Here is a 25315-nt window from a genome sequence, read left to right as displayed (position 1 = left end):
CCCGCGCCGCCCGTGCCGCCCTGGCCCGCACCGCCGGCGCCACCTGCACCGCCGGTGGCCACGCCGCCGGTCGCATCGCCGCTGCTGGCCGTGCTTGTGCCGTCGCCGCCGGCGCCGCTGCCGCCGGTTGCCGCACCACTGCTGACCACGCCGCCAGCGCCACCGTTCGCGTTCCCGCCGCTCGCGTTACCACTGGTTGCAGCGCCGCCAGCGCCACCGAGACCCGCGGTGTTGGTCGCGGTGCCGCCGTTGCCGCCATTGCTCGCGCTGTTGCCGGCATTGGCTGTGGCTTCACCCGAAGTGCCGGTGCCGGCTGTCGAGGTATTGCTGCCGCCGGTGCCGTTGGCTTCGCCGCCGGTGCCCGCCGCGCTCGACGTGGCCGCGCCACCGGTACCGGTGCCGGCACCCGCGGTCGCCGTCGCGCTCTGGTTGTTGCTGCCGCCCGCGGCCGAGGCTGCGCCGGTCGTGCCGCCCGCCGAGGTCGCGGCACCGCCGGTACCGCCGGCGCCACCGTTGGCCGTCGCGGCGTTACTTGCATTCGCACTGACGCCGCCGGTCGAGTTCAGGCTGACCGCCTCGCCCGACTCGGTCGTGGCCGGCACGCCGGTCGCTGTCGCCGTGGCCGAGGACGCCTTCGCGCCAGCGCTGCCACCATCGGCGTACCCGCCGTCGGCTCCGCTGCCACCGGCCTTGCTGCCGGCCATCGCTCCGCCGACCGAAGACTTGCCGAAGGCGCCCGCGTCGCCGCCGCTGCCTTTGGCGTTGCCGCCCGCAGCGAAGTCCATTGCCTTGCCATCGCCGCCGATCGCCTTGGTGCCGCCCACATAGCCGCTGGCATTGCCACCGCCAGCCTTGCCCGAATCCGCACTTGCACGCACGGACCCGTCGGCATCGCCACCGCCACCGGAGAACGCCTTGCTCGCATTGCCGCCGTCGCCACCGCTGCCGCCGCGGGCGCTGCCCGAGTCGCCGTCGCCACCATAGGCATTGCCACCACCACCGGCCAGTACGCCGCCCGAGGTCGCATCGCCACCGCTGCCGCGACCGCCATCTGCAGATGCCTTCGCATTGCCGCTGTCGGCATCGCCACCGAATGCCATGCCGCCGGATGCACCATTGCCACCGTCGCCACCAAAGGCCTTGCCGCCGCTCGCGCCGTTGCCGCCCGTGGCGTCGCCGCCGTAGGCTTTGCCGCCGTTGCCGCCGGAGGCCTTGCCGCCGTCGCCGCCATTGGCATTGCCGGCGTTGAAGGCGCTGTTGCCGAGGCCGTGTACGTTGATCTTCGTGACCATGCCGTTCAGCCTGGATAACGCGATCGCCTTGCTGGTGTTGAACGCGTTATCGATGCTCGACGTCGCAGTTGCGCCATTGTTGGCCGCCGTGCCGAAGCCGCTCGCCCACGCCTTCCCGGCGTTGTCGCGGTTGTCGCCCGCGCTGTTGTCATTGTCCTCATTCGTGGTGGTGCTGCTGTCCGTCTTCCACACTGCCGTCGAGTACTCATTTGCCATCGCGCCGGAGCCGCTCTGGTCCGATTGTGCTGTCGCAGTCTGGTCTACCGAGCTGGCATCGCCGGTCAGGGTGTTGGTCGGATTTGCTCCGACTTGTGTCGAAAAACCAAAGGCAAGCGCAAGCGCGCTCGCAAGCAGACTTCGTTTCATGGCGTCCTCCACTGATCGATGACAGGACGCTGCGAAGCGCAGGGCCCTGCCGAGCGCTTTGAGCATGGAGCGTACCAGCGGCCGGGAAGCCGCTCCCCGCCTGGGGTGCGGGGGCGAGCGGGAGATCATGCAGGGAGACGATGCGCGATCTGGCGTGCGAAGCTGTACAGGGCTGTATCGGAATGAAGGGGCCAGTACGGTGCCGGATGGCGCGCAAACCCGCATGCCGGCTGGGTTTGCGGGGAGGGCAGGCATCAAGGGCGACTGTATCCATACCGTTACAGCCATGGGCACGGGCAGACGGCGCCAGCGTCGCGCGATACCTTGCGTGCAGCCTGAATCCGCTATCATTCGCCGACTCGACGATGCCGGCCGTCCCGCTGCCGGCATCCGCAATCCGGAGATCTGCATGGCCGTCAATCTGAGTACCCCGAATCCCGCCGATCTGCTGCCGGTTGCCGGCGTTCGCCTGGGCGTTGCCGAAGCGGGGATCCGCAAGGCGAATCGTCGTGACCTGACGGTCATCGAACTGGCCGAGGGCAGCCGTGCCGCAGGTGTTTTCACTCGAAACCGCTTCTGCGCCGCACCGGTGCAGGTGTGCAAGACGCATCTTCCGGGCGGCGAGATCCGGGGGCTGGTGATCAACACCGGCAATGCCAATGCCGGTACCGGCGAGCCGGGTCTGGCCGCCGCGCGCGAGACCTGCGCGGCCCTGGCGAAGCAAATGGGCATCCGCGCCGAACAGGTGCTGCCGTTCTCGACCGGTGTGATCCTCGAGCCGCTGCCGGTCGACCGACTGATCGCCGGCCTGCCGAAGGCGATCGCCGACTTGCGTGCCGATGGCTGGTTCGACGCCGCGCACGCGATCATGACCACCGACACCCTGGCCAAGGCCGTGTCGAAGCAGGTGCAGGTCGGTGGCCGCACGGTCACCCTGAGCGGCATCAGCAAGGGCGCGGGCATGATCAAGCCGAACATGGCGACGATGCTCGGTTTCCTGGCGTGCGATGCCGCTGTGGCGCAACCGGTGCTCGAGGCGTTGGTCAGGGAGGCGGCCGACCTGTCCTTCAACAGCATCACGGTCGACGGCGATACCTCGACCAACGACTCCTTCATCCTGATCGCGACCGGCAAGGCCGGCAATGCGGAGATCGCCGCGGCGGAGGGAGGCGACTACCAGGCCCTGCGCGATGCAGTCGTCGAGGTGTCGATTGCGCTGGCGCAGGCCATCGTGCGTGACGGCGAGGGCGCGACCAAGTTCATGACGATCGCGGTCGAAGGCGGCAAGGATCGTGACGAGTGCCGCAAGGTCGGCTACGCGGTGGCGCATTCGCCGCTGGTGAAGACCGCCTTCTTCGCCTCCGACCCCAACCTGGGCCGCATTCTGGCCGCGATCGGTTATGCCGGCATCGACGACCTGGACGTGTCGAAACTGCGCGTCTGGCTGGGCAATCCGGAGGAAAGCGTGCTGGTGGCCGAGCACGGCGGGCGTGCCGCGTCGTATGTGGAAGAGGCGGGTTCGCGCATCATGAAGCACGCCGAACTCACCGTGCGCATCGACCTTGCCCGCGGCAACGCGGCGGCCACGGTGTGGACCTGCGACTTTTCCTATGATTACGTGAAGATCAACGCGGACTACCGCTCCTGATCATCCGCTTCGGCGGCGGGCCGAGCGGCCTGCCTCATCCGACTCAAGGCCGGCGTGCGCTCGAACGAGGGACGCCGGCCTTGTCTTGAGCGGTCGTGTCAGTGCAGGACTCGCGGCACCGCCAGCATGAAAGGCGGGATGACCGCATCGAAATGATGGCCGTCGCCCGCCACCATCTGGTAGCTGCCGTGCATGGTGCCGACCGGCGTCTCCATCACGCAGCCGCTGGTGTAGCGAAAGCTCTCGCCCGGCGCCAGGGTCGGCTGTTCGCCGATCACGCCCTGCCCGTGCACTTCCTGCACCTTGCCGTTGCCGTCGGTAATGATCCAGTGCCGGCTCAGCAACTGGGCCGGCTCGCGGCCGGTGTTGCGGATGGTGATGTGATAGGCGAAGACGTAGTGGTCGTCTTCCGGCCGGGACTGCGGGGCGATGTGCTCGGCGACTGCGCTCACTTCGATGTGGTAGCGCGCGTCAGGGGTCTCTGGGGTGCTCACGTTGTTTGTTCTCTGTTTCGCGGAGGGTAAGCGTTAAAATAGCACTTTTGCCCGGAATCACCGCCATGTCCCAAGCCGCCCCGTCTCCGCTCACTGCCCTGTCTCCGCTCGATGGCCGTTATCACGGCAAGGTGGCAGGCCTGCGCGACCACTTCTCCGAACACGGCCTGATCCGCAACCGCGTGAAGGTCGAGGTCGAATGGCTGAAGGCGCTGGCGGCCGAGCCGAAGCTGGCGGAGATCGCGCCCTTCTCGGCGGCGACCGTCGCCGAGCTCGACGCCGTGGTGGCGAACTTCTCGACCGATGACGGCGAGGCGGTGAAGGCGATCGAGGCCACCACCAATCACGACGTCAAGGCCATGGAATACTGGCTCAAGAAGCGCCTCGGCCACAACGCCGAGGTGATGAAGGTGTCGGAGTTCATTCACTTCGCCTGCACGTCCGAAGACATCAACAACACCTCGCACGGGCTGATGCTGGCAGAAGGCCGCGACCGCGTGCTGCTGCCGGCGCTCGACGCGGTGATCGCCCGCTTCCGCGAACTCGCCCATGCCCTGGCCGACCTGCCGATGCTGTCGCGCACCCATGGCCAGCCCGCCAGTCCGACCACCCTCGGCAAGGAGATGGCCAACATCGCCGCGCGCCTGATGCGTGCCCGCGCGGTGATCGCCGGAGTCGCGATGACCGCCAAGTTCAACGGTGCGGTCGGCAACTACAACGCCCACCTGTCGGCCTGGCCCGAGTTCGACTGGGAAGGCTTCAACCGCCGCTTCATCGAATCCCTGGGCCTGACGTTCAACGAATACACCATCCAGATCGAGCCGCACGACGCGATGGCCGAACTCTTCGATGCCATCGCCCGCGCCAACACCATGCTGATCGACGCTTGCCGCGACATCTGGATGTACATCTCGCTCGGCTACTTCAAGCAGAAGCTGAAGGAAGGCGAGGTCGGCTCCTCGACCATGCCGCACAAGGTCAATCCGATCGACTTCGAGAACGCCGAAGGAAACTTCGGCATCGCCAATGCCGTGCTCAAGCACTTCTCCGAGAAGCTGCCGATCTCGCGCATGCAGCGCGACCTCACCGACTCCACCGTGCTGCGCAACATGGGCGTGGGGTTCGGCCATACTGTGCTGGCCCTCGACAGCTGCCTGCGCGGGCTGGGCAAGCTTGAAGCCGATCCGGCGCGTCTGGCGGCCGACCTCGACGAATGCTGGGAAGTGCTGGCCGAGCCGGTGCAGACCGTGATGCGCCGCTACGGCATCGAGAATCCTTACGAGCAGCTGAAGGCCATGACCCGCGGCAAGGGCATCACCCGTGACGCGCTGCACGACTTCATTCGCACGCTGGCCATCCCCGCCGAGGCGCGCGAGCATCTGCTGGCGATGACGCCGGCGAGCTACGTCGGAAAGGCCGCCGAGCTGGCGCGCCGCATCTGATCGCGACAGGCATGGGGCCTTCGGGGCTCGCATGCTGAACGAATCTTGCGCCACCTGCGGGTGGCGTTTTCAATCCAGGAGAACCCGATGGCTTTCGCTGACAACCTCAAGACCCTTCCCGGCGTGTCGCACCTGGCCGCGCTGAACCTGATTGATGCCGCCGACGCGGTCGTCGCCACGATCGAGAACAAGCCCGGTCAGGCCGGTTCGCTGGTTGTCTATAACCACCTCGCCCAGCTCTATGGCGCGATCAGTCCCGAGGCCGCGCGGAAGGGGCTCGAGCTGTACGCCGAACACACCGAGGATGCTCGCGCCCACCCGGGCAAGCATCCCAACGTCGACCGCCTGGTCGGTCTCATCGAGCGTGGCGAGACGCTCAAGGTGAAGCAGGTGTTCGCGGTCTGAGGCATCGGAGATCCCGCTTGGCGGCGGGATCGCGGCTGTCGCACGCAGTGGAAACAAAAAAAGGCGCCATGGGCGCCTTTTCTGCTTCGGGAGGAGCGGTTCAAACCACCGCCTCTTCCTTCTCCTGCTTGGGTTTCACGAACTGCTCGCGCTTCATGCCGAGCCAGATCGCCAGCGGGCTGGCGACCAGCACCGATGAGTAGATGCCGAAGCAGATGCCGATGGTCAGCGCCAGCGCGAAGTAGAAGAGCGTCTCGCCGCCGAAGATGAGCATCGACAGCACCATGATCTGCGTGCTGCCGTGGGTGATGATGGTGCGCGAGATGGTGCTGGTGATGGCGTGGTCGACCACCTGTTCGGTGGTGTAGCCGCGCTTCTTGCGGAAGGTTTCGCGTACGCGGTCGAAGATCACCACCGACTCGTTCACCGAGTAACCCAGCACCGCCAGCGTTGCCGCCAGTACCGCCAGCGAGAATTCCCACTGGAAGAAGGCGAAGAAGCCCAGGATGATGACGATGTCGTGCAGGTTGGCGATGATCGTGGCGACACCCAGACGCCACTCGAAGCGCAGGGCCAGATAGATGACGATGCCGATGATCACCAGCAGCAGTGCCATTGCGCCATCGCTGGCGAGCTCCTTGCCGACCTGGGGGCCGACGAATTCGACGCGGCGCAGTTCCGGCGCGGGGGCCCCCATCTTGTTCAGGGTGGCCATCACGCGGTCGGCGATGCCGTTGCTGTCGATGTCGTCGCGGTTGGGCAGGCGGATCAGGACGTCGCGTGCGCTGCCGAAGTGCTGCACAAGGATGTCGGTGTTGCCGTCGGCCGCCAGTGCGGCGCGGATCGGCTCGAGCTGCTGAGCTTCTGCGTAGGTGACTTCGACCAGCGTGCCGCCGGTGAACTCCACCGACAGGTGCAGGCCGCGGGTGGCGATGAAGAACACCGCGAGCAGGAAGGTGGCGAAAGAGATCGCGTTGAACACCAGCGAGTGGCGCATGAACGGGATGTCTTTCTTGATGCGGAAGAATTCCATGATTGTGTTTCCCTAGTCCCGTGCTCAGTCGTTACCCGGTTTCCAGACCTGGCCGATGGACAGGCTGTCGATCTTGCGTCGGCGGCCGTAGATGAAGTTGATCAGCATGCGCGACACCAGGATGGCGCTGAACATGGAGGTCAGGATGCCGAGACAGTGCACCACGGCGAAGCCGCGCACCGGACCCGAGCCGAACACCAGCAGGGCGATGCCCGCGATCAGGCTGGTGACGTTGGAGTCGAGGATGGTGCCCCAGGCGCGGTCGTAGCCGGCGGCGATTGCCGCCTGCGGGCTGGCGCCGTTGCGCAGTTCGTCGCGGATGCGCTCGTTGATCAGCACGTTGGCGTCGATCGCCATGCCCAGCGTCAGTGCCATGGCGGCGATGCCCGGCAGCGTCAGCGTGGCCTGCAGCAGCGACAGCAGCGCGACCAGCATCAGCAGGTTGGCGGCCAGCGCGATCGACGAAACGACGCCGAACAGCGCGTAGTAGGCGCACATGAACACGGCAATGGCGAGGAAGCCCCACAGGGTGGAGTTGAAGCCCTTCTCGATGTTCTCCGCCCCCAGGCTCGGGCCGACGGTGCGTTCCTCGATGATCTCCATCGGCGCGGCCAGCGAGCCGGCGCGCAGCAGCAGGGCGACGTCATTGGCTTCGGTGGTGGTCATGCGGCCCGAAATCTGTACCCGGCCGCCGCCGATCTCGCTGCGGATCACCGGCGCGGTCACGACCTCGCCCTTGCCCTTCTCGATCAGCAGGATCGCCATGCGCTTGCCCACGCTCTCGCGGGTGACGTCACGGAAGATGCGCGCGCCGGCAGCGTCCAGCGTCAGATGGACGGCGGCTTCGTTGGTCTGGCCGTCGAAGCCGGGCTGGGCGTCGGTGAGGCGGTCGCCGGTCAGCACCACCTGCTTCTTCACCAGCAAGGGCGAGCCGCCGCGCTCGGTATACAGTTCGGTGCCGAAGGGAACGCTGCCGTTGAGGGCCTGTTCGAGCAGGCCCGGCGTGTCGTCCACCATGCGCACTTCCAGCGTCGCCGTGCGGCCGAGGATGTCCTTGGCCTTGGCGACGTCCTGCACGCCCGGCAACTGAACCACGATGCGGTTGGCGCCCTGCTGCTGGATCACCGGCTCGGCGACGCCGAGTTCGTTGATGCGGTTATGCAGGGTGGTGATGTTCTGCTTGATGGCGAAGTCGCGCATCGTCTGCTGCGCTTGTGCGGTCAGCGTGGCGAGCAGCTTGAAATCGTCGGCGCCGTCGTTGCGCTCGGTCAGCTGCAGTTCGGCGGTGCTGTCCTGAATGGCGCGACGTCCGGCTTCGCGCTGTTCGGCGTCGCGGAAGCGCACGATGACGGTGTTGCCCTCCCGGGTGATGCCTGCGTGGCGCACGTTCTTGTCGCGCATCAGCGTGCGCAGGTCACCGGTGGTCGCGTCGAGGCGCTTGGTCAGCGCGCCCGGCATGTCGACTTCGAGCAGGAAGTGGACGCCGCCGCGCAGGTCGAGCCCGAGGTACATCGGCAGCGCGTGGATCGAGGTCAGCCAGGTGGGCGATGCCGGCAGCAGGTTCAGCGCGACGACGTAGGACGGGTCACTTGCGTCGGGGTTGAAGGCGCGCTCGATCGCGTCCTTCGCGCGCAACTGGATGTCGGTGCTGGCGAAGCGGGCACGCACGCTGCCCGGGTCGGAGAAGACGCCGTCGTGCTCGATACCGGCCTCCTTCAGCACACTGGCGACGCGATCGGAAACGACCGTGGCGTCGAGCTTGAGCGTGGCCTTGGCGCTGGACACCTGGACAGCGGGGACCTCGCCATAGAAATTGGGCAGGGTGTAGATCAGGCCCCAGATCAGCACGAGGCCGATGAGGAGGTTCTTCCAGAGAGGGTAGCGATTCATCGTCGGCGGCAAACAGTATTGCGCCGGCCACGGCCGCCATCCGTATTCTCAGGCGGGGCCATGTCCGGCGTTGCCCGCAGCCGGGATTGCCCGGCCGGCGCGGCAATGGGATTACAGGGACTTCAGCGTGCCCTTGGGCAGCACGGTGGCCACGGCCTGCTTCTGCACGGCGACCACGGTGTTTGCAGCGACTTCGACCTGCACGAAGCTGTCGCCGACTTCGGTCACGCGACCGGCAATGCCGCCACCGGTCACCACTTCGTCGCCCTTGGCCAGGGCTTCAACCATGGCCTTGTGTTCCTTGGCGCGCTTCATCTGCGGACGAATCATCAGGAACCACAGCACCACGAACATCAGAATCAGGGGCAGCAGTCCCATCAGGCCACCGCTGGGGTCGCCGCCCGCGGCTTGGGCATAGGCATTGGAAATCAGCACGTCTATTACTCCGGGTTAGCGAAAAAAGCGCTCGATTATATCAGTTGCCGGGGAGCTCCCCGGCCGGGTGAGACGCCGGTCGGGGCGTCGGGTTCATTGCGTGCCGGTGGCACGTTCGCTGCGGAAGCGCTGCACGTAGGCGTCGAACTGGCCAGCGGCGATGGCGTCGCGCAGCTCCGAAGTCAGCGTCTGGTAGTAGCGCAGGTTGTGCACCGTGTTGAGCATGCTGCCCAGGATTTCCCCGGTGCGGTGCAGGTGGTGCAGGTAGGCGCGGCTGAAGTTGCGGCAGGTGTAGCAGTCGCAGGACGGGTCGAGCGGACGGGTGTCGGCCTTGTGCACCGCGTTCTTGATCTTGATGTCGCCGTAGCGGGTGAACAGCCAGCCGTTGCGTGCGTTGCGGGTCGGCATCACGCAGTCGAACATGTCGATGCCGGCGGCGACGCCGTCGACGATGTCCTCCGGCGTACCCACGCCCATCAGGTAGCGCGGCTTGCCCTGCGGCAGTCGCGGCGCGGTATGGGCGAGGATGCGCGCCATGTCCTCCTTCGGTTCGCCGACCGACAGGCCGCCGATGGCGAAGCCGTGGAAGCCGATCTCCTCCAGTGCGGCCTGCGACTCGTCGCGCAGGTCCTCGTACATGCCGCCCTGGACGATGCCGAACAGTGCATTCCTGTTCTCGAGGCGATCGAACTCGTCGCGCGAGCGCCTGGCCCAGCGCTGCGACAGCCGCATCGACTTGGCGGCCTCGTCGCGGGTTGCGGGATAGGGCGTGCATTCGTCGAAGATCATCACGATGTCCGAGTTCAGCACGGACTGGATCTGCATCGAGATCTCGGGTGTCAGGAACAGCTTGGCGCCGTCGATCGGGCTGGCGAACTTGACGCCTTCTTCCGTGATCTTGCGCAGCGCGCCCAGGCTGAAGACCTGAAAGCCGCCCGAGTCGGTGAGGATGGGCTTGTCCCAGCCCATGAAGCGGTGCAGGCCCTCGTGGGCGCGGATGATGTCCAGTCCCGGTCGCAGCCACAGGTGGAAGGTGTTGCCCAGGCAGATCTGCGCGCCGATGTCGGAGAGCATCGCAGGCGTCATCGCCTTGACCGTGCCATAGGTGCCGACCGGCATGAAGACCGGCGTTTCGACCACGCCGTGGGTAAGCGTCAGGCGGCCGCGGCGGGCGCCGCCATCGGTGGTGAGGAGTTCAAACTGCATCGTTCTCTGCTTCGTTTCTGCGGGTGAGGAACATCGCGTCGCCGTAGCTGAAGAAGCGATAGCGCTGCGCGATGGCGTGGGCGTAGGCGCCGCGGATACTGTCCATGCCGGCAAAGGCGGAGACCAGCATCAGCAGCGTGGATTTCGGCAGGTGGAAGTTGGTGACCAGCGCATCGACCACCTGGAAGTGGAAGCCGGGCAGGATGAAGATCTCGGTCTCGCCGCTGCCGGCTTCCAGCGGTCCGTCCTGTGCGGCGGCCTCGAGCGCGCGCATGCTGGTGGTGCCAACCGCGATCACGCGTCCGCCAGCAGCGCGGGTCGCTGCAATGGCGTCCACCGTTTCCTGCGGGATCACGTAGCGTTCGCGATGCATGCGATGCTCGCCGAGGTCGTCCACCCGCACCGGCTGAAAGGTGCCGGCGCCGACGTGCAGCGTGAGCCAGGCGCATTTCGCACCGCGCTCGGCGATGCGGGCGAGCACGCCTTCATCGAAGTGCAGGCCGGCGGTGGGCGCTGCGACCGAGCCGGGTTCGCGGGCGAACACGGTCTGGTAGCGGCTCTCGTCGTCAGCGCCGGCGGCGCGCTGGATGTAGGGCGGAAGCGGCAGCTTGCCGTGGCGCTCGAGCAGTTCGAACAGGTTCTCTCCGGCCGGAAAACGCAGGTGATAGAACTCGCCCACGCGCCCCAGCACCTCGACGTCGAAGGCGTCGGCGAGGCGCAGGATGCCGCCGGTTCTGGGGGACTTGCTCGCGCGCACCTGGGCCAGCGCTTCGTGGGGGCCGACGGCGCGCTCGATCAGGACTTCGACCTGGCCGCCACTGGCCTTCACGCCAAACAGGCGCGCATGGATCACGCGGGTGTCGTTGAACACCAGCAGGTCGTTGGGACCGACGAATTCGGGCAGGTCGGCGAAGCTGCGGTCCAGCAGTGCGTCGGCGCCCCCTTCGGCCGGCTGTACCACGAGCAACCTGCTGGCGCTGCGCTCGGCCAGGGGAGCCTGGGCGATCAAGTCGGGCGGAAGGGGATAGTCGAAATCGTTCAGCGTCAATGGCATGGGTGTCTGCGGTCCGGATCGGGGGCTCGCCCGCTTGCTGCGATGGCCGTTATTCAGGGATAATGCGCGCCTTCCCTGCCGGGATGGCGGAATCGGTAGACGCAGCGGATTCAAAATCCGCCGCCGCAAGGTGTGTGGGTTCGAGTCCCACTCTCGGCACCATCTCTGCGCGAATCTGCGCAAATGTCCTGTATGCGATGGCGGCTGAAGGCGCAGTGCCTTCCGGGCTTCTTTTGAGGCCGCGTCAGGGGCGAGATTCTGGATCAAGCGCTGGTGCGCTGGCAAATCCTGCGCGTGATTCCTTTTTTGCCATGCGGTCGCGCGACACCTGCAGTCGCGATGATACCGAACGTCATGGGCCCTCCTGCCCGATCTTCAGCTCTTTGTTCGCAGCCGCGCTGATGGCGCGCACCGCGGGGTGGGTCAGCCGGCGTTCAACCGAGACCGCGTAGTAGGTTTCGGTGACACCGTTGGCGTCGCCCAGATGCACCATCGCATCCTGCTTGCAAAGCTGCTCGCCGACCAGCGATGCGCTCGGGAAGACGCCTGCGCCGGCTTCGGCGAAGGCGCGCATCAGGGCACTGTCGTCGAATTCGCCGACGATGCGCGGCTTGAGGCGAGCCGCGTCCAGCCATTGCAGCAGCGGGCCGCGCACGGCTGCCTCGCCGCCCGGCAGCAGCAGCGGGGCGCCGTCGAGGCAGGCAGGAAAACCACCCTTCAGGCGGGCTGCGAGCGCTGGTGTAGCGAAGAAGCCGATCGTGGATTCGCCGAGCGTGTGGCTGTAACCGCGCACATCCATGTTCGAAGGCATGGGACTGTCGGCCAGCACGACATCGAGCTTGTGGATGGCGAGTTCGCCAAGCAGGGCATCGAATTTTCCTTCCCGGCAGACGATGCGCATCGGCTCAGGGAGGTTCATCGACGGCGCGAGCAGCAGCCAGGCGATGGCCTTGGGCACCACGTCGGCGATGCCGACGCGGAAGGGCACCGTGCGGCCGCTCGCGCGGCTGCGCAGCGCTTCCTCCAGTTCGTCGCCGAGACGGAAGATCTCCTCTGCATAGTCCAGCGCGACACGTCCGGTATCCGTCAGCACCAGGCCTCGGCCCTGTCGCCGGAACAGGCTGACACCGAGTTCGGCCTCGAGGGTCGCGATCTGACCCGACAGGGTTTGTGGCGCGAGACCGGAACGTTCTGCTGCGCGCACGATCCCACCAGCGCGGGCAACGGTCCAGAAATGATGCAGCTGCTTGTAGTTGATCATGGCCTGCGTCCCGGATTGTCGATGCTTCGGAAAAAACGGATGAACATTCTGTTGAACTGAGATTTTATCGAAGCGTCTGAGGTTTAGTATCCGTCAGGCGTTAGGCCTGATGGCGATACGCAACTACACAAGGAGACTCAGCATGCGAATCGACCTGCATTGTGATGGCGTTGAAGCCCCTCCCGTCCTGCGGGACTACGTGAGCCGCCGGATGAGCTTCGCAATCGGGCGTTTTCGCGACCACATCCAGTGGGCGCGGGTGAAGGTCGCGGACGTCAATGGCCCGCGTGGCGGCAGTGACAAGCGTTGCGTGGTACAACTGCGCCTGCGCAACCTGCCGGACGTGGTGTTCGCGATCACGCAGCTCGACGTGCGTGCAGCGGTGGATCAGGCCGCCGACCGTGTGGCTCGGGTCCTCGCACAGCGCGTGCGCCGCAGCCAGCGCCCCGTCCGCACCCACGCCGCTTCAATGCAGGCCTTGCCGGCCTGAGTCGGCGGCACACACTTTTTCCGTGGTCCGGAGTCGCAGGGCGGCATCTGTCCTCGATTCCCAAAACAAATCCACTTCTCCCCCGGAGGAAACCAAACATGGACAACCGCATCACGATGACGCGCACCGAGGCTTCGGTGCTGTCGACCAACAAGGTCATCCGCAATACCTACATGCTGCTGTCGCTGACGCTGGCGTTCTCGGCGCTGACGGCGGGCCTGTCGATGGCGATGGGCGCGCCGCGCCTGGGCATCATCGTGACGCTGGTCGGCTACTTCGGCCTGCTGTTCGCAACCAGCAAGTTCCGCAACAGCAGCCTGGGCATCCTGTTCGTTTTCGCGTTGACGGGCTTCATGGGCTTCACCCTGGGGCCGATCATCTCGGCCTACCTGTCACTGCCCAACGGTAGCAGTATCGTGATGCAGGCGATGGCCGGCACGGCGGCGATCTTCCTCGGTCTGTCGGCTTACGCGATCACGACCAAGAAGGATTTCTCCTTCATGGGCGGGTTCCTGATGGTCGGCATCCTGGTGGCCTTCCTGGCCGGCCTGGGCGCGATCTTCTTCGAGATCCCGGCGCTGTCGCTGACGGTTTCCGCTGCCTTCGTGCTGCTGATGTCGGGCCTGATCCTGTTCGAGACCAGCAACATCATCCACGGTGGCGAGACCAACTACATCATGGCGACGGTGTCGCTGTTCGTGTCGATCTTCAACCTCTTCACCAGCCTGCTGCACCTGCTGGGCTTCATGAACAACGACTGACCTCGATCAACGGCGGGAAGCGGGCGGGGTGGTTGCCGGATGGCGGCCGCCCCGCTTGCGTTTGGCGCAGCCTCGCGCTTCCGGACTGCGTTTGTCCGAATGCGATGGGCACGACTCGCGCCCTGTGGCGCTACAATGGCGCACATTTTTCAGTGGGAACGGTTGGATGAAAACCACTTTTCTGGATTTCGAACAGGCAGTTGCCGAGCTCGAAGCCAAGATCGACCAGCTCCGTTTCGTCTCCGACGACCCGGCCGTGGACATCTCCGAGGAGATCGCCCGCCTCGAAACCAAGAGCCAGTCCCTGACCAAGGACATCTACGCCAAGCTGACGCCGTGGCAGATCGCGCAGGTCGCCCGTCATCCGCAGCGTCCTTACACGCTCGACTACGCGCAGCACATCTTCACCGACTTCGAGGAACTGCACGGCGATCGTTCTTTCGCCGACGACAAGGCCATTGTCGGCGGGCTGGCGCGCTTCAATGGCGAGAGCTGCGTCGTCATCGGCCATCAGAAGGGCCGTGACACCAAGGAAAAGATCGCGCGCAACTTCGGCATGCCGCGGCCCGAGGGCTATCGCAAGGCCATGCGCTTGATGAAGCTGGCGGAGAAGTTCGGCCTGCCGGTGTTCACCTTCGTCGACACGCCGGGCGCCTATCCCGGCATCGGCGCGGAGGAGCGCGGGCAGTCCGAAGCGATCGGCCACAGCATCTACCTGATGGCCGAACTGAAGGTGCCCATCATCAGCACGATCATCGGCGAGGGTGGCTCCGGCGGCGCGCTGGCGATCGCGGTCGCCGACCAGTTGCTGATGCTGCAGTATTCGACCTACTCGGTGATCTCCCCCGAGGGCTGTGCCTCCATCCTGTGGAAGAGTGCGGACAAGGCCCCCGAGGCGGCAGAAACCATGGGCATCACGGCCGCGCGTCTGAAGTCGCTCGGCCTGGTCGACAAGGTCGTCAACGAGCCGGCCGGCGGTGCGCATCGGGATCACCGTGCGATGGCGGCAGCGCTCAAGCGTGCGCTGGCCGAGGCGCTGCGTCAGGTCGATCACCTGTCGCCGTCCGAACTGGTCGCCCAGCGCTACGAGAAGCTGATGGGCTACGGCCGCTTCAAGGAACTGGCGGCCTGACGTGCTGCCCGAGGCCGTTTCCCGTGCGCTGACGGCGGCGGGAGTCGGTCCGGATGCGCGTCTGTGCTGTGCGCTGTCGGGCGGCGTCGATTCGCTCGTACTGCTGCATGTGCTGCACGACCTGGCGCCACGCCACGGCTACGTGCTGCAGGCGGCGCACGTTCATCATGGCCTGAGCCCCCATGCCGACGCCTGGGCGCAGGCCTGTGCGTCATGCTGCGCGACCTTGCAGATTCCCTTTTCGCTGATCCGCGTCGAGGTGCCGCGCGACGATGCCGCCGGCCTCGAGGCGGCCGCCCGTCGCGAGCGGTTGGCTGCACTGGACGCCATCCGCTGCGACTGGCTCGCATTCGGTCATCATCAGGACGATCAGGCCGAGACGCTGCTGTTCCGGCTGCTTCGCGGCAGCGGTGTGCGCGGTGCCGCGGCGATGGCGCCCTTCGAGTTGCCGTCGGCTGGCAGGCCCGGTCGCGTGCGTCCGCTGCTCGACTGCAGGCGCGCCGGGATCGAGGCCTGGGCGCGTGCGCGCGGGCTCGACTGGGTCGAGGACGAGAGCAACGCCGATGTGCGTTTCAGCCGTAATTTCCTGCGTCATCGCGCGCTGCCGGCGCTCGGCGAGCATTTTCCCGCCGCGGTGCCGACGCTGGCGCGCGCGGCGGCCCACTTCCGTGAGGCAAGCGGCTTGCTGGACGAGCTTGCCGCGCTCGACGAGGCCACCTGCGGTGGCGAGCCCTTGCAGCGCTGCGCTGTAATGTCGCTGTCGGATGCGCGTATCGCCAATCTGCTGCGCTGGCAGGCGCGCCGGCATGGCTGGCAGATGCCGGTGCAGGCCAGGCTGGACGAGGCCCTGCGTCAATTGCGTGCGGTCGCGCAGCCGCTGCGTGTCGTCCTGGGCGAGATGGCCCTGTGCGCCTATCGAGACCTGCTGTGGCTCGAGTCCGTCGTCGGCGGTACATACGAGCCCCGGGACTGGTGCGGGAGCGCGACGCTGTCGTGGGGGGCGGGAGAGGTGCGTTTCGAGCTTTTGCCTGGCCAGGGAATTGCGCGTTCGCTGCTCGAGAAGGCAGGGTCGGTGCGGCTCGCAGGGCGCCGGCCGGGGCTGCGGATGCAGCTGGCGTCGGACCGGCCACGGCGCCAGTTCAAGAATCTGTGCCAGGAGGCGGCCATTCCGGCGTGGCTGCGGGATCGCCTGCCAGTGCTGTGGGTGGATGACGTGCCGGCCTGGGTGGGCGGAATCGGCGTTGCGGCCGAGTTCGCCTGCGCGCCGGGTGACGAGGGCGTCGTGCCGGAATGGCGACCCGCGGGCGTGGCGTGAGCTAGCTGCGCAGCGTCGTCAGCATCTGTGCGAGTTCGACCGCCGAGCGGACCGCCATCTTGTCGAAGATGCGCGAACGGTGCGCTTCGACGGTGCGCATCGAGATCGACAGCTCGTCGGCGATCACCTTGTTGTACTTGCCTTCGAGGATCAGCTCCATGACCTCGCGCTCGCGCTGGGTCAGCGTGGCCAGCCGTGCCTCGATGGTCTCGCGGCTTGCCGCGGCGCGCTGGCGCTCGGCGTCGAGGGCGAGCGCTTTCTCGACCAGATCGACCAGGTCGTGGTCGTTGAAGGGTTTTTCGATGAAGTGGAATGCGCCCTTCTTCAGCGCGGCCACGGCCATCGGAACGTCGCCATGGCCGGTGATGAAGATCACCGGCAACTCACAGCCGCGCGCGAGCAGGGTGTCGAAGCACTCGAGGCCGCTCATGCCGTGCATGCGGATGTCGAGCACGATGCAGCCGCGCCATTCGGCTTGCCAGGCGTCAAGAAAGGGCTCGCCGCCGTCCCAGGTGCGGCACGCGACACCGCGCGTCTTGAACAGCCATTGCAGCGCATCGCGAATGGCTTCGTCGTCGTCGATGATGTGCGCGCAGGCTGGATTCATGCGGATTCCACGGGTAGCGAAAGGATGAAGATGGTACCGCCCTCGGGGGCGGGTTCGAAAGTCAGGCGGCCGTGGTGCAACTCGGCGATCGAGCGGCAGATGTTCAGGCCCATGCCCATGCCTTCGGGCTTGGTGGTGAAGAAGGGCTGGAACAGGCGTGCGGCGGTCTCGGGCGGGATGCCGGCGCCGCGGTCCGATACGAGCACGCAGACGTGGCGGCCTTCCTGGCGGGTGCGGATGCGTACTTCGCGGCGAAGGCGCGGGGTGTCGCGCATGGCGTCCATGCCGTTGCGCACGAGGTTGACGATGATCTGCTCGATCATCACCGCGTCGGCGAGCACGGGGGGGAGACCGGGTGCGAGTTCGGTGACGACGCGCATCTGGCGCTTGCGGGCGTCTGCTTCGATCAGGCCGACCGCGTCGCGGATCACGATGTTGAGGTCGAGCGGTGCGCGCTGGGGTTCCGAGCGGCGCACGAAGTCGTGCACGCGGCGGATGATCTCGCCGGCACGCCGGGCCTGGCGGGCGATGCGCTGCTGGATGTCGAGCAGTTCGGCGCGATCGAGGGTGTCGGATTCGAGGCGGTTGATGCAGCCGCTGCTGTAGCTTGCGATCGCGGCCAGCGGCTGATTGAGCTCGTGCGCGAGCGTGGATGCCATCTCGCCCATCGTCACCAGACGCGAGGTGGCCTGCAGGCGTTCATCCTGCTGGCGGGCGAGCTCGCGCGAGCGTTTCTGTTCGGTGACGTCGAGTACCGAGCCCATCCAGCCCGTCTGGCGGCCGCGTGCGTCGATGAGCGGCGCTTCGAACAACAGCACGTCGAGCACTTCGCCGTTCTTGCGCCGGAAGCGCAATTCGACGCCTTCCGGGGTCGAGCCCATATCCTCGAGGCGATCGAGCAATTCCTGGCGGCGCTCGGTGTGGTCGGGCAGCCAGTACGGCAGCGGGGGTCCGAGGCCGATCAGCTCGTCGGCGCGATACCCGGTCATGCTGCAGAAGGCGGAGTTGACATAGGTGAGGCGGCCGTCCATGTCGCGTGCCCGCATGCCGGTGAGCAGTGAGTCCTCCATGGCCCTGCGGAAGGCCGATTCCTCGCGCAGTGCGGCCTCCGCCTGCTGGCGGCGGGCGAGCTGGCGGCGCAGCTGCATCACGCTCCACACGATCATGCCGCCGAGCAGGACCAGCGAAGCGATCAGCAGCACGGGGATCCAGCGCGTCTCCGACTTGTAGGCCGTGATCTCGAGGGTCAGGCCATGCCCCGGCGGGTCGAAGGGCATGCGGTAGGCGAGTTGAGGCGCGAGCGGGGCGATCTTGGACTTGGCGGCGATTTCCCGGCTGTCGGCGTCGAGTACGGCGACCCGGTAGCGCTCGGAAAACCACCACGGCAGTTCGCGGATCACCAGGTCGGACAGCGAATATACCCCGACGACGATGCCGGCCAGAGCCTCGTCCGACCACACCGGGACGTGGATGGCGAAGTGGAAGGCGCCGCCGATGACAGGGTAGGCGGCACCATAGACAGGGCGCCCGATGTTGCGTGCGAGTTCGAAGCTCGTGCTGGCGGCCAGGTCGCGCAGCTCATCGTCGGCGCCGCCGTCCGTGTGCGGTGGCATCGAGCCCACGGGCTTGCCCTGCGGATTCAGCCACGCGATGCGCACGAGTCCGCGCTCCTGGTTGAGCAGATGGTGAACCTGGGCTTCGGTCTGCGTGCTCAGCTTGCCGTCATACAGTTCGGGGCCGAGCTGCTGCAGCTGGGCTTCGTTGCGATCGAGGTGGAATCGCAGGTTCTGCTCCATCCACAGCACGTCGCTGATCAGGGCCGCCTTCTGCTCGTCGCTGTCGTACTGGCGGGTCAGCCAGACCAGTGCTGCGATTGCGAGCAGGAACAGTACCAGGCTGAGGTAGGGCAGCTGCCCGATCAGGCGATTGCGCACGGCGGCCTTCGGCGCCGTGTCACCGCCCGGGGAAGCTGCCGCAGAGGGCGCGGCCGAAGAAGGGTTGGGGCTTGCGGGTTCCACTTATGCGGCATTCCACAATAGCGACAGGCGCGGCGCAATAAGGATACTGATGGCCTGCATAACAGGCTTTATCTGTTTGCGGTCATCGCCAGGGCGTTTCGCACGCCGGGCGGAAAACGATGCGTCCGGCGTGGCGCGTTCAATTCGGAGGAGAGAAACTCATGAAGATTCGTACGCTTCTGGTTGGTCTGATGGCTGTGGGTCTGTCCGCGACCGCTGTCGCTGCCGAGCCGATCGTGATCAAGTTCAGCCACGTCGTGGCTCAGGACACGCCCAAGGGCAAGGCCGCGGAGAAGTTCAAGGAACTGGCCGAGAAGTACACCAGCGGCGCCGTGAAGGTCGAAGTCTATCCGAACAGCACGCTGTACAAGGACAAGGAAGAGATGGAAGCGCTGCAACTGGGCGCCGTCCAGCTGCTCGCCCCGTCGCTGGCCAAGTTCGGCCCGCTCGGCGTGCGCGAGTTCGAAGTGTTCGACCTGCCCTACATCTTCGACGGCTACGAGGCGCTGAACAAGGTCACCCAGGGTCCGGTCGGCCAGCAACTGCTGGCCAAGCTCGAACCCAAGGGCATCAAGGGCCTGGCCTTCTGGGACAACGGCTTCAAGTCGTTCTCGGCCAACACCCCGATCAAGAAGCCCGAGGACCTGCGCGGCAAGAAGATGCGCATCCAGTCGTCCAAGGTGCTCGAGGAGCAGATGCGCGAGGTCAAGTCGCTGCCGCAGGTGATGGCCTTCTCCGAGGTCTATCAGGCGCTCCAGACCGGCGTTGTCGACGGTACCGAGAATCCGCACTCCAACCTCTTCACGCAGAAGATGCATGAAGTGCAGAAGCACATGACGCTGACCGATCACGGCTACCTGGGCTACGCGGTCATCACCAACAAGAAGTTCTGGGACGGCCTGCCGGCCGAGGTGCGCACCCAGCTCGACAAGGCCATGGCCGAATCGACGGTCTACGCCAACCAGATCGCCAAGGAAGAGAACGACAAGGCGCTCGAAGGTGTGCGCGCCTCGGGCAAGACCGAGATCTACGCGCCTACCGCCGAAGAGAAGGCCGCCTTCAAGAAGGCGCTGGTGCCGGTGCACAAGAAGATGGAATCGCGCATCGGCAAGGACCTGATCCAGTCGATCTACAAGGAAACCGGCTTCGATCCGGCCAAGCTGTAATCCTCTTTTCATCTCACCCAGCAACGCCCGTCTGGCGCCTTCTGCGCGACGGGCGTTTTTCCGGGGAAAACAATCATGAACAAGCTTCTCGACCGCCTCGAGGAATTCATCATCGGTTCGCTGATGGCTGTGGCGACGATCGTGATCTTCATCTCGGTGGTGCATCGCTACCTTTCCGGCTACGAGATTCCCGTGCTGCAGGACTGGCTGCTCGACATGAACGTCGGCTGGGCCCAGGAGTTCTGCATCATCCTCTTCGTGTGGATGGCGAAGTTTGGCGCCGCCTACGGCGTGCGCACCGGCATCCACGTCGGTGTGGACATCCTGGTCAACAAGCTCTCCGGCACCCCGCGCGCGGCGCTGATCCAGGCTGGCCTGGTGTGCGGTGTGATCTTCACCGGCCTGATCGGCATCTTCGGTGCGCTGTTCGTGTGGGAGAACGGCATGGCCTACGAGACGCTGAGCCTGCTTGGCCGCGACACCAGTGATTTCTTCGAGGGGCCGACCACGCCCGACCTGGAGTGGCCGACCTGGATGGTCTACTCGGCCGTGCCGCTGGGCTCCTTCCTGATGTGCTACCGCTTCCTGCAGGTGATGGTGAGCTTCGCCCGCAGCGGCGAGTTGCCGACGCACGACCACGGCCATGTCGAAGGCCTGGACGAGGTGGACGACGAAAACGTGCTGCTCGGAGGCGAGTCGATCTCGATCGCCGAGGACATCGAGCACGCCAACCGTGGGGCCGACGCGAAGCGTCCGGGCCACGGCAAGTGAGGAGGACGACATCATGACCAACACGATTGCAATCTTTGGCCTGCTCGTCGTCCTGATGGCGATCGGCATGCCGGTGGGCGTGGCGCTCGGCCTCACGGTGCTGAGCTTCATGTTCATCTTCACCGACGTGCCGCTCGAGTCGGTGGCGCTCAAGATGTTCACCGGCATCGAGAAGTTCGAGATCATGGCGATCCCGTTCTTCATCCTCGCCGGCAACTTCCTGACCCACGGCGGGGTGGCGCGACGCATGATCAACTTCGCCACCGCGATGGTCGGCCACCTGCGTGGCGGTCTGGGCATGTCGGCGGTGCTGGCCTGCGCGCTGTTCGCGGCGGTGTCGGGTTCCAGTCCGGCGACCGTGGTGGCGATCGGCTCGATCCTGATCCCGGCGATGCTCAAGCAGGGCTACCCGGTGCGCTTCGGCGCCGGTGTGGTGGCCTCGGCAGGCGGCCTGGGGATCCTGATCCCGCCGTCCATCGTCATGGTGATGTATTCGGTGACGACCAACTCCTCGGTTGGGGCGCTGTTCATGGCAGGGGTGATCCCGGGCCTGCTGCTGGCCTTCATGCTCGGTCTGACGACCTGGTACGTGGCGCGCAAGAACAACTACCCGACGCTGCCGACGGTCAGCTGGGGCGATCGCATCAAGGCCTTCCGCAAGGCTTTCTGGGGGCTGATGCTGATCGTGGTGGTGATGGGCGGTATCTACTCGGGCATGTTCACGCCGACCGAGGCGGCGGCGATGAGCGCGGTCTATGCGTTCTTCATTGCGGTGTTCGTGTACAAGGACCTGACCTTCAAGCAGATCCCGCGCGTGCTGCTGGATTCGGCCAACATGAGCGCGATGCTGCTGTTCATCATCGCCAGCGCGGTGCTGTTCTCGTTCATCCTGACCAGCGAGCAGATCCCGCAGCGCATGGCCGACGCCATCGTCGCCAGCGGCATGGGCCCGATCGGCTTCCTGATCGTGGTGAACATCCTGCTGCTGGTGGCCGGTGCGCTGATGGAGCCGTCGTCGATCATCCTGATCCTGGCGCCGATCCTGTTTCCGGTGGCCGTGGCGCTGGGGATCGACCCGATCCACTTCGGCGTGATGATCGTGGTGAACATGGAAATCGGTATGATCACGCCGCCGGTGGGCCTGAACCTGTTCGTGGCGAGCGGCATCACCAAGGCCGGCCTCACCGAGATGAGCAAGGCGGTGATGCCCTGGCTGTACACGATGCTGGTGTTCCTGATGCTGATCACCTACATCCCGAGCATCTCGACCTTCCTGCCCAAGGCGCTCGGCATGATGTAAATCCTGTGGCCCGGTCGCCTGTGACGGTCGGGTGGGCAGTTTTTTCGATCCCCGTGCGGCGGTGACGCCCTGCGGGGATTGTCTTTTCCGGGGGCGCTGCGCTTGCGTTGGCTTACATTCGCGCTTGCCTCGAGCGCATCGGTGTAACGCGAAACCTGTTAAAATTTCGCGCTTTTTTTCTTAACCTCGCGCTTCTTTAGAGCGCAGTCCCGGAGTTTTTCCATGGCAATCGAACGCACCCTGTCCATCATCAAGCCCGACGCCGTCGCCAAGAACGTGATCGGCCAGATCTACGCCCGCTTCGAAGGCGCTGGCCTGAAGATCATCGCCGCCAAGATGGCTCACCTGTCCGAGCGTGAGGCCGGCGAGTTCTACGCCGTGCACAAGGAGCGTCCCTTCTTCAAGGATCTGGTGTCCTTCATGACCTCCGGCCCGGTGATGATCCAGTGCCTCGAGGGCGAGAACGCCATCGCCAAGAACCGTGAGCTGATGGGCGCCACCGACCCGAAGAAGGCCGACAAGGGCACTATCCGCGCCGACTTCGCCGAGTCGATCGACGCCAACGCCGTGCACGGCTCCGACGCGCCGGAAACCGCTGCCGTGGAAGTGGCGTTCTTCTTCCCCGGCATGAACGTTTACTCGCGCTAAGCGGTCCGTTCCAACGGCCCGTCGCGCACGTTTCGCGGTGCCCGAGCACCGCGCGCGGCGTGGTCGGGCCGTTTGCATTACGGCGGGGCGGTTTTACCTCCCGCCTTGAAAAAGTGATGTTTCAGGCATGAGCACAACCAATCCGGTCAATCTGCTCGACTTCGATGTCGATGGCCTCGTCGCCTGGTTCGCCGGGCTGGGCGAGAAGCCCTTCCGCGCCCGCCAGGTGATGCGCTGGATGCATCACGAGGGCTGTGACGATTTCGATGCGATGACCGACGTCGCCAAGTCGCTGCGCGCAAAGCTGAAGGACATCGCCGTGATCCGTCCGCCGGTGCCGGTGCGCGATTCGATCTCGGCCGACGGCACGCGCAAGTGGCTGCTCGACGTGGGCAACGCCAATGCGGTCGAGACCGTGTTCATCCCTGAAACCAACCGCGGCACGCTGTGCGTGTCCTCGCAGGCCGGCTGTGCGCTCGACTGCGCGTTCTGCTCGACCGGCAAGCAGGGCTTCAACCGCAACCTGAGCGCGGCCGAGATCATCGGCCAGCTCTGGCTGGCCAACAAGCTGCTGGGCGCCGCGCGCGATTCGGCCACGGATCTGGAAGCCGGCGAGAAGGACAACGGCCGCATCATCAGCAACGTGGTGATGATGGGCATGGGCGAGCCGCTGGCCAACTTCGACAACGTCGTCACCGCCCTGCGCCTGATGCTGGACGACCATGCCTACGGCCTGTCGCGCCGCCGCGTCACGGTGTCGACCTCGGGCATCGTGCCGGCGATGGACCGCCTGCGTGAGGAGTGCCCGGTGGCGCTCGCCGTGTCGCTGCACGCCTCCAACGACGCGCTGCGCGACCGCCTGGTGCCGATCAACCAGAAGTACCCGCTGCGCGAGCTGATGGCGGCATGCCAGCGTTACCTCGAGCGCGCGCCGCGCGACTTCGTCACCTTCGAGTACGTGATGCTCGACGGTGTGAATGACACCGAGGCGCATGCGCGCGAACTCGTCGCCCTGGTGCGCGACGTGCCGTGCAAGTTCAACCTGATTCCGTTCAACCCTTTCCCGAATTCGGGCTTCCTGCGCTCCCCGGCCGAACGCATCCGCCGTTTTGCCGGTATCCTGATTGACGCCGGCATTGTCACGACCACGCGCAAGACACGTGGCGACGACGTCGATGCGGCCTGCGGCCAGCTCGCCGGCCAGGTTCAGGACAAGACGCGGCGCACGGTGCGCCTGAAACAGGTCATGGAGGATCGTTCATGAAGCGCAGGTTCGCGCTGGCCGCCTTGCTGGTGGCGGTCGTGGTGGCAGGTGGTTGTGCAACGATGCCCGCGGGCCAGTCCGGGACCTCGGCCTCGGTCACTCGCCCGATGTCGGACATCACGCCGGCGACGCCTGCCGAATCGCGCGCCCGCGTCCACGTCGACCTCGGCATGGCCTATTTCGAGATTGGCCGCTACGACGTGGCGCTCGACGAGGCGCGCATTGCGCTGAACGACAGTCCGGGCTACGCGCCGGCCTACCACCTCCTGGGCTTGGCCTACATGCTGATCGAGGAGAATGCTGCGGCAAGGCAGAATTTCGAGGCGGCGCTCAATGCTGCGCCGGGCGACCCGGACTTCAACAACAGCTACGGCTGGTTCCTGTGCACCCAGGGCGAGGAACTGCGCGGGCTCGAACGTCTCGCACAGGCGGCCCGGAATCCGTATTTCCGTTACGCCACGCGATCCCATACCAATGCCGGTCTCTGCCATCTCCGGCTGAAGGATGATGCGGCCGCTGAAGGTCAGTTCCTGGCTGCAATCCAGGCTGATCCGTCGAACCGGCAGGCGCTGTATCAGCTGGCCGATATTGCCTACCGCGGCGGACGTTATGATCAGGCCCGCACGCACCTGATCCGTCTGCACCAGCAGGCCGAACCGACCGCGGCCTCGGCATGGCTCGGCCTGCGTACCGAGCGCCGGCTGGGTAACCGCGATGCCGAGGCGAGCTATGCGTCGCAACTGGGCAGCCGCTTTGCCGAGTCAAATGAGTACCAGTCGATGATCCAAGGGAAGTTCGAGTGAGCAACGATCAGTCGCTTGAATTGACGGCTGGCAGCGCCCATGACGACGTCCGCTCGCCCGGTGCCGCGCTGCGAGCGGCGCGCGAGGCGCGCGGCGAAAGCGTGGCCGAGGTCGCCTTTGCGCTGAAACTCAATCCGCGGCAGATTGCCGCGCTCGAGGCGGACGACTTTGCGGCGCTGCCCGGCACAGCCTTCGTACGCGGCTTCCTGCGCAACTACGCGCGTTATGTCGGGCTCGATCCCGCGCCCCTGCTCGCTGGAGTCGAGCGCCTGGGCGGGCAGGGCGATGTAGATCTGTCGCCGATCCGCAATGCCGATGGCGAGCTGCCGTCCGGTGGCAGTGCCCCCCGACTCGGCGCCGCCTCAGTGCGGTGGATCGTGCTGCTGCTGGTGGCGGCCTTGCTGGCGGGCTGGTATTTCGACTGGTTCCGCACCGAGCCGGTGAGCGTCGAGCGTATGCTGGAGACGCCGGCAGCCGATTCGGCCGCCCTCGATGCGCAGCCGGCTGCCGTGCC

General features: G+C 66.0%; 25 protein-coding genes and 1 tRNA gene. 16 read left to right on the top strand and 10 right to left on the bottom strand.

Annotation, left to right across the window (positions count from 1 at the left end; translation table 11 throughout):
- The coding region (locus C664_RS21195; protein ID WP_157354253.1) for a hypothetical protein at positions 1-1292 on the bottom strand (1292 nt) is incomplete at its 3' end.
- On the opposite strand from C664_RS21195, the gene C664_RS20745 reads away from it, so the two are divergent.
- On the top strand, positions 1276-1680 hold the full coding sequence (locus C664_RS20745; protein ID WP_157354250.1) for a hypothetical protein: 405 nt from the start codon (positions 1276-1278) through the stop codon (positions 1678-1680). The genes C664_RS21195 and C664_RS20745 overlap by 17 nt on opposite strands.
- Before the next feature lie 387 nt (positions 1681-2067).
- On the top strand, positions 2068-3306 hold the full coding sequence (argJ, locus tag C664_RS18395; RefSeq protein WP_004292083.1) for a bifunctional glutamate N-acetyltransferase/amino-acid acetyltransferase ArgJ: 1239 nt from the start codon (positions 2068-2070) through the stop codon (positions 3304-3306).
- Positions 3307-3404: 98 nt separating this feature from the next.
- On the opposite strand, the gene apaG is transcribed toward argJ, so the two are convergent.
- The gene (apaG, locus tag C664_RS18390) at positions 3405-3800 is read right to left on the bottom strand and encodes a Co2+/Mg2+ efflux protein ApaG (protein WP_004292081.1); all 396 of its coding nucleotides are present in this window, start codon (positions 3798-3800) and stop codon (positions 3405-3407) included.
- Between the two features lie 65 nt (positions 3801-3865).
- On the opposite strand from apaG, the gene purB reads away from it, so the two are divergent.
- Together purB and C664_RS18380 are read left to right on the top strand one after the other, a co-directional pair.
- Positions 3866-5242, top strand: a complete 1377-nt coding sequence (gene purB / locus C664_RS18385) for an adenylosuccinate lyase (RefSeq protein WP_004292079.1) — start codon at positions 3866-3868, stop codon at positions 5240-5242.
- 87 nt (positions 5243-5329) lie between these two features.
- A complete protein-coding gene (locus C664_RS18380; protein ID WP_004292077.1) occupies positions 5330-5647 on the top strand; it encodes a DUF2322 family protein in 318 nt (105 codons plus the stop codon).
- Between the two features lie 100 nt (positions 5648-5747).
- Here C664_RS18380 and secF read toward each other — a convergent pair whose 3' ends face one another.
- The 5 genes from secF to queA form a co-directional block, all read right to left on the bottom strand.
- The gene (gene secF / locus C664_RS18375; protein WP_004292075.1) at positions 5748-6680 is read right to left on the bottom strand and encodes a protein translocase subunit SecF; all 933 of its coding nucleotides are present in this window, start codon (positions 6678-6680) and stop codon (positions 5748-5750) included.
- A 24-nt stretch (positions 6681-6704) separates the two neighbouring features.
- Positions 6705-8570, bottom strand: coding sequence for a protein translocase subunit SecD (secD, locus tag C664_RS18370; protein ID WP_004292072.1), 1866 nt, complete (start codon positions 8568-8570; stop codon positions 6705-6707).
- Positions 8571-8681: 111 nt separating this feature from the next.
- Positions 8682-9005, bottom strand: coding sequence for a preprotein translocase subunit YajC (yajC, locus tag C664_RS18365; RefSeq protein WP_004292070.1), 324 nt, complete (start codon positions 9003-9005; stop codon positions 8682-8684).
- A gap of 93 nt (positions 9006-9098) precedes the next feature.
- Positions 9099-10211 carry a tRNA guanosine(34) transglycosylase Tgt gene (gene tgt, locus C664_RS18360; protein WP_004292069.1) on the bottom strand — a complete coding sequence of 371 codons (1113 nt, stop codon included), beginning with the start codon at positions 10209-10211 and terminating at the stop codon, positions 9099-9101.
- Positions 10201-11265, bottom strand: a complete 1065-nt coding sequence (gene queA, locus C664_RS18355) for a tRNA preQ1(34) S-adenosylmethionine ribosyltransferase-isomerase QueA (RefSeq protein ID WP_004292067.1) — start codon at positions 11263-11265, stop codon at positions 10201-10203. Before queA ends, tgt begins: the two co-directional genes overlap by 11 nt.
- Positions 11266-11342: 77 nt before the next feature.
- Between queA and C664_RS18350 the strand changes: the two genes are divergently transcribed.
- A tRNA-Leu gene (locus C664_RS18350) sits at positions 11343-11427 on the top strand.
- Between the two features lie 190 nt (positions 11428-11617).
- Here C664_RS18350 and nhaR read toward each other — a convergent pair.
- Positions 11618-12526: a transcriptional activator NhaR gene (gene nhaR / locus C664_RS18345; protein WP_004292065.1), complete on the bottom strand. Its 909-nt coding sequence runs from the start codon at positions 12524-12526 to the stop codon at positions 11618-11620.
- Positions 12527-12668: 142 nt separating this feature from the next.
- Here nhaR and C664_RS18340 point away from each other — a divergent pair, with 142 nt between their 5' ends.
- From C664_RS18340 to tilS, 4 genes are all read left to right on the top strand, one after another.
- Positions 12669-13016 (top strand): HPF/RaiA family ribosome-associated protein, encoded by a 348-nt coding sequence (locus tag C664_RS18340; RefSeq protein WP_004292064.1) that lies wholly within the window; start codon positions 12669-12671, stop codon positions 13014-13016.
- Between the two features lie 98 nt (positions 13017-13114).
- Positions 13115-13777 (top strand): Bax inhibitor-1/YccA family protein, encoded by a 663-nt coding sequence (locus C664_RS18335; RefSeq protein ID WP_004292062.1) that lies wholly within the window; start codon positions 13115-13117, stop codon positions 13775-13777.
- Between the two features lie 166 nt (positions 13778-13943).
- A complete protein-coding gene (locus tag C664_RS18330; protein WP_004292060.1) occupies positions 13944-14909 on the top strand; it encodes an acetyl-CoA carboxylase carboxyltransferase subunit alpha in 966 nt (321 codons plus the stop codon).
- 1 nt (position 14910) lies between these two features.
- Positions 14911-16224 (top strand): tRNA lysidine(34) synthetase TilS, encoded by a 1314-nt coding sequence (gene tilS, locus C664_RS18325; protein ID WP_004292058.1) that lies wholly within the window; start codon positions 14911-14913, stop codon positions 16222-16224.
- Position 16225: 1 nt separating this feature from the next.
- Here the strand turns inward: tilS and C664_RS18320 are convergent, their stop codons facing one another.
- Positions 16226-16831 (bottom strand): response regulator transcription factor, encoded by a 606-nt coding sequence (locus C664_RS18320; protein ID WP_004292056.1) that lies wholly within the window; start codon positions 16829-16831, stop codon positions 16226-16228.
- Complete coding sequence (locus C664_RS18315) at positions 16828-18765, bottom strand: ATP-binding protein (RefSeq protein WP_004292054.1); 1938 nt, start codon at positions 18763-18765, stop codon at positions 16828-16830. Before C664_RS18315 ends, C664_RS18320 begins: the two co-directional genes overlap by 4 nt.
- Before the next feature lie 245 nt (positions 18766-19010).
- Here C664_RS18315 and C664_RS18310 point away from each other — a divergent pair, with 245 nt between their 5' ends.
- From C664_RS18310 to C664_RS18280, 7 genes are all read left to right on the top strand, one after another.
- Positions 19011-20015: a TRAP transporter substrate-binding protein gene (locus tag C664_RS18310; protein ID WP_004292052.1), complete on the top strand. Its 1005-nt coding sequence runs from the start codon at positions 19011-19013 to the stop codon at positions 20013-20015.
- Positions 20016-20090: 75 nt separating this feature from the next.
- On the top strand, positions 20091-20786 hold the full coding sequence (locus C664_RS18305) for a TRAP transporter small permease (RefSeq protein WP_004292051.1): 696 nt from the start codon (positions 20091-20093) through the stop codon (positions 20784-20786).
- A gap of 13 nt (positions 20787-20799) precedes the next feature.
- The gene (locus C664_RS18300; RefSeq protein WP_004292049.1) at positions 20800-22086 is read left to right on the top strand and encodes a TRAP transporter large permease; all 1287 of its coding nucleotides are present in this window, start codon (positions 20800-20802) and stop codon (positions 22084-22086) included.
- A gap of 222 nt (positions 22087-22308) precedes the next feature.
- Positions 22309-22734: a nucleoside-diphosphate kinase gene (ndk, locus tag C664_RS18295; RefSeq protein WP_004292046.1), complete on the top strand. Its 426-nt coding sequence runs from the start codon at positions 22309-22311 to the stop codon at positions 22732-22734.
- Between the two features lie 127 nt (positions 22735-22861).
- On the top strand, positions 22862-23998 hold the full coding sequence (rlmN, locus tag C664_RS18290) for a 23S rRNA (adenine(2503)-C(2))-methyltransferase RlmN (protein ID WP_004292045.1): 1137 nt from the start codon (positions 22862-22864) through the stop codon (positions 23996-23998).
- Positions 23995-24801 (top strand): type IV pilus biogenesis/stability protein PilW, encoded by an 807-nt coding sequence (pilW, locus tag C664_RS18285; protein ID WP_004292043.1) that lies wholly within the window; start codon positions 23995-23997, stop codon positions 24799-24801. Before rlmN ends, pilW begins: the two co-directional genes overlap by 4 nt.
- Positions 24798-25315, top strand: a 518-nt coding sequence (locus C664_RS18280; RefSeq protein WP_004292041.1) for a helix-turn-helix domain-containing protein, incomplete at its 3' end; no start/stop codon positions are given. The genes pilW and C664_RS18280, both read left to right, overlap by 4 nt.

Origin of the sequence: Thauera sp. 63 (assembly GCF_000310165.2) — a bacterium.
Taxonomy (GTDB): Bacteria; Pseudomonadota; Gammaproteobacteria; order Burkholderiales; family Rhodocyclaceae; genus Thauera; species Thauera humireducens.
Note: the sequence above shows the minus strand (reverse complement) of the source record. Positions and strands in the feature narration are given on the sequence as shown.

Bases quoted from the DNA above. Each gene is read 5' to 3' on its own strand.
- argJ (WP_004292083.1), top strand. From the start codon at position 2,068: ATGGCCGTCAATCTGAGTACCCCGAATCCCGCCGATCTGCTGCCGGTT.
- purB (WP_004292079.1), top strand. From the start codon at position 3,866: ATGTCCCAAGCCGCCCCGTCTCCGCTCACTGCCCTGTCTCCGCTCGAT.
- C664_RS18380 (WP_004292077.1), top strand. From the start codon at position 5,330: ATGGCTTTCGCTGACAACCTCAAGACCCTTCCCGGCGTGTCGCACCTG.
- secF (WP_004292075.1), bottom strand. From the start codon at position 6,680: ATGGAATTCTTCCGCATCAAGAAAGACATCCCGTTCATGCGCCACTCG.
- secD (WP_004292072.1), bottom strand. From the start codon at position 8,570: ATGAATCGCTACCCTCTCTGGAAGAACCTCCTCATCGGCCTCGTGCTG.
- tgt (WP_004292069.1), bottom strand. From the start codon at position 10,211: ATGCAGTTTGAACTCCTCACCACCGATGGCGGCGCCCGCCGCGGCCGC.
- queA (WP_004292067.1), bottom strand. From the start codon at position 11,265: ATGCCATTGACGCTGAACGATTTCGACTATCCCCTTCCGCCCGACTTG.
- nhaR (WP_004292065.1), bottom strand. From the start codon at position 12,526: ATGATCAACTACAAGCAGCTGCATCATTTCTGGACCGTTGCCCGCGCT.
- C664_RS18340 (WP_004292064.1), top strand. From the start codon at position 12,669: ATGCGAATCGACCTGCATTGTGATGGCGTTGAAGCCCCTCCCGTCCTG.
- C664_RS18335 (WP_004292062.1), top strand. From the start codon at position 13,115: ATGGACAACCGCATCACGATGACGCGCACCGAGGCTTCGGTGCTGTCG.
- C664_RS18330 (WP_004292060.1), top strand. From the start codon at position 13,944: ATGAAAACCACTTTTCTGGATTTCGAACAGGCAGTTGCCGAGCTCGAA.
- C664_RS18320 (WP_004292056.1), bottom strand. From the start codon at position 16,831: ATGAATCCAGCCTGCGCGCACATCATCGACGACGACGAAGCCATTCGC.
- C664_RS18310 (WP_004292052.1), top strand. From the start codon at position 19,011: ATGAAGATTCGTACGCTTCTGGTTGGTCTGATGGCTGTGGGTCTGTCC.
- C664_RS18305 (WP_004292051.1), top strand. From the start codon at position 20,091: ATGAACAAGCTTCTCGACCGCCTCGAGGAATTCATCATCGGTTCGCTG.
- C664_RS18300 (WP_004292049.1), top strand. From the start codon at position 20,800: ATGACCAACACGATTGCAATCTTTGGCCTGCTCGTCGTCCTGATGGCG.
- ndk (WP_004292046.1), top strand. From the start codon at position 22,309: ATGGCAATCGAACGCACCCTGTCCATCATCAAGCCCGACGCCGTCGCC.
- rlmN (WP_004292045.1), top strand. From the start codon at position 22,862: ATGAGCACAACCAATCCGGTCAATCTGCTCGACTTCGATGTCGATGGC.
- pilW (WP_004292043.1), top strand. From the start codon at position 23,995: ATGAAGCGCAGGTTCGCGCTGGCCGCCTTGCTGGTGGCGGTCGTGGTG.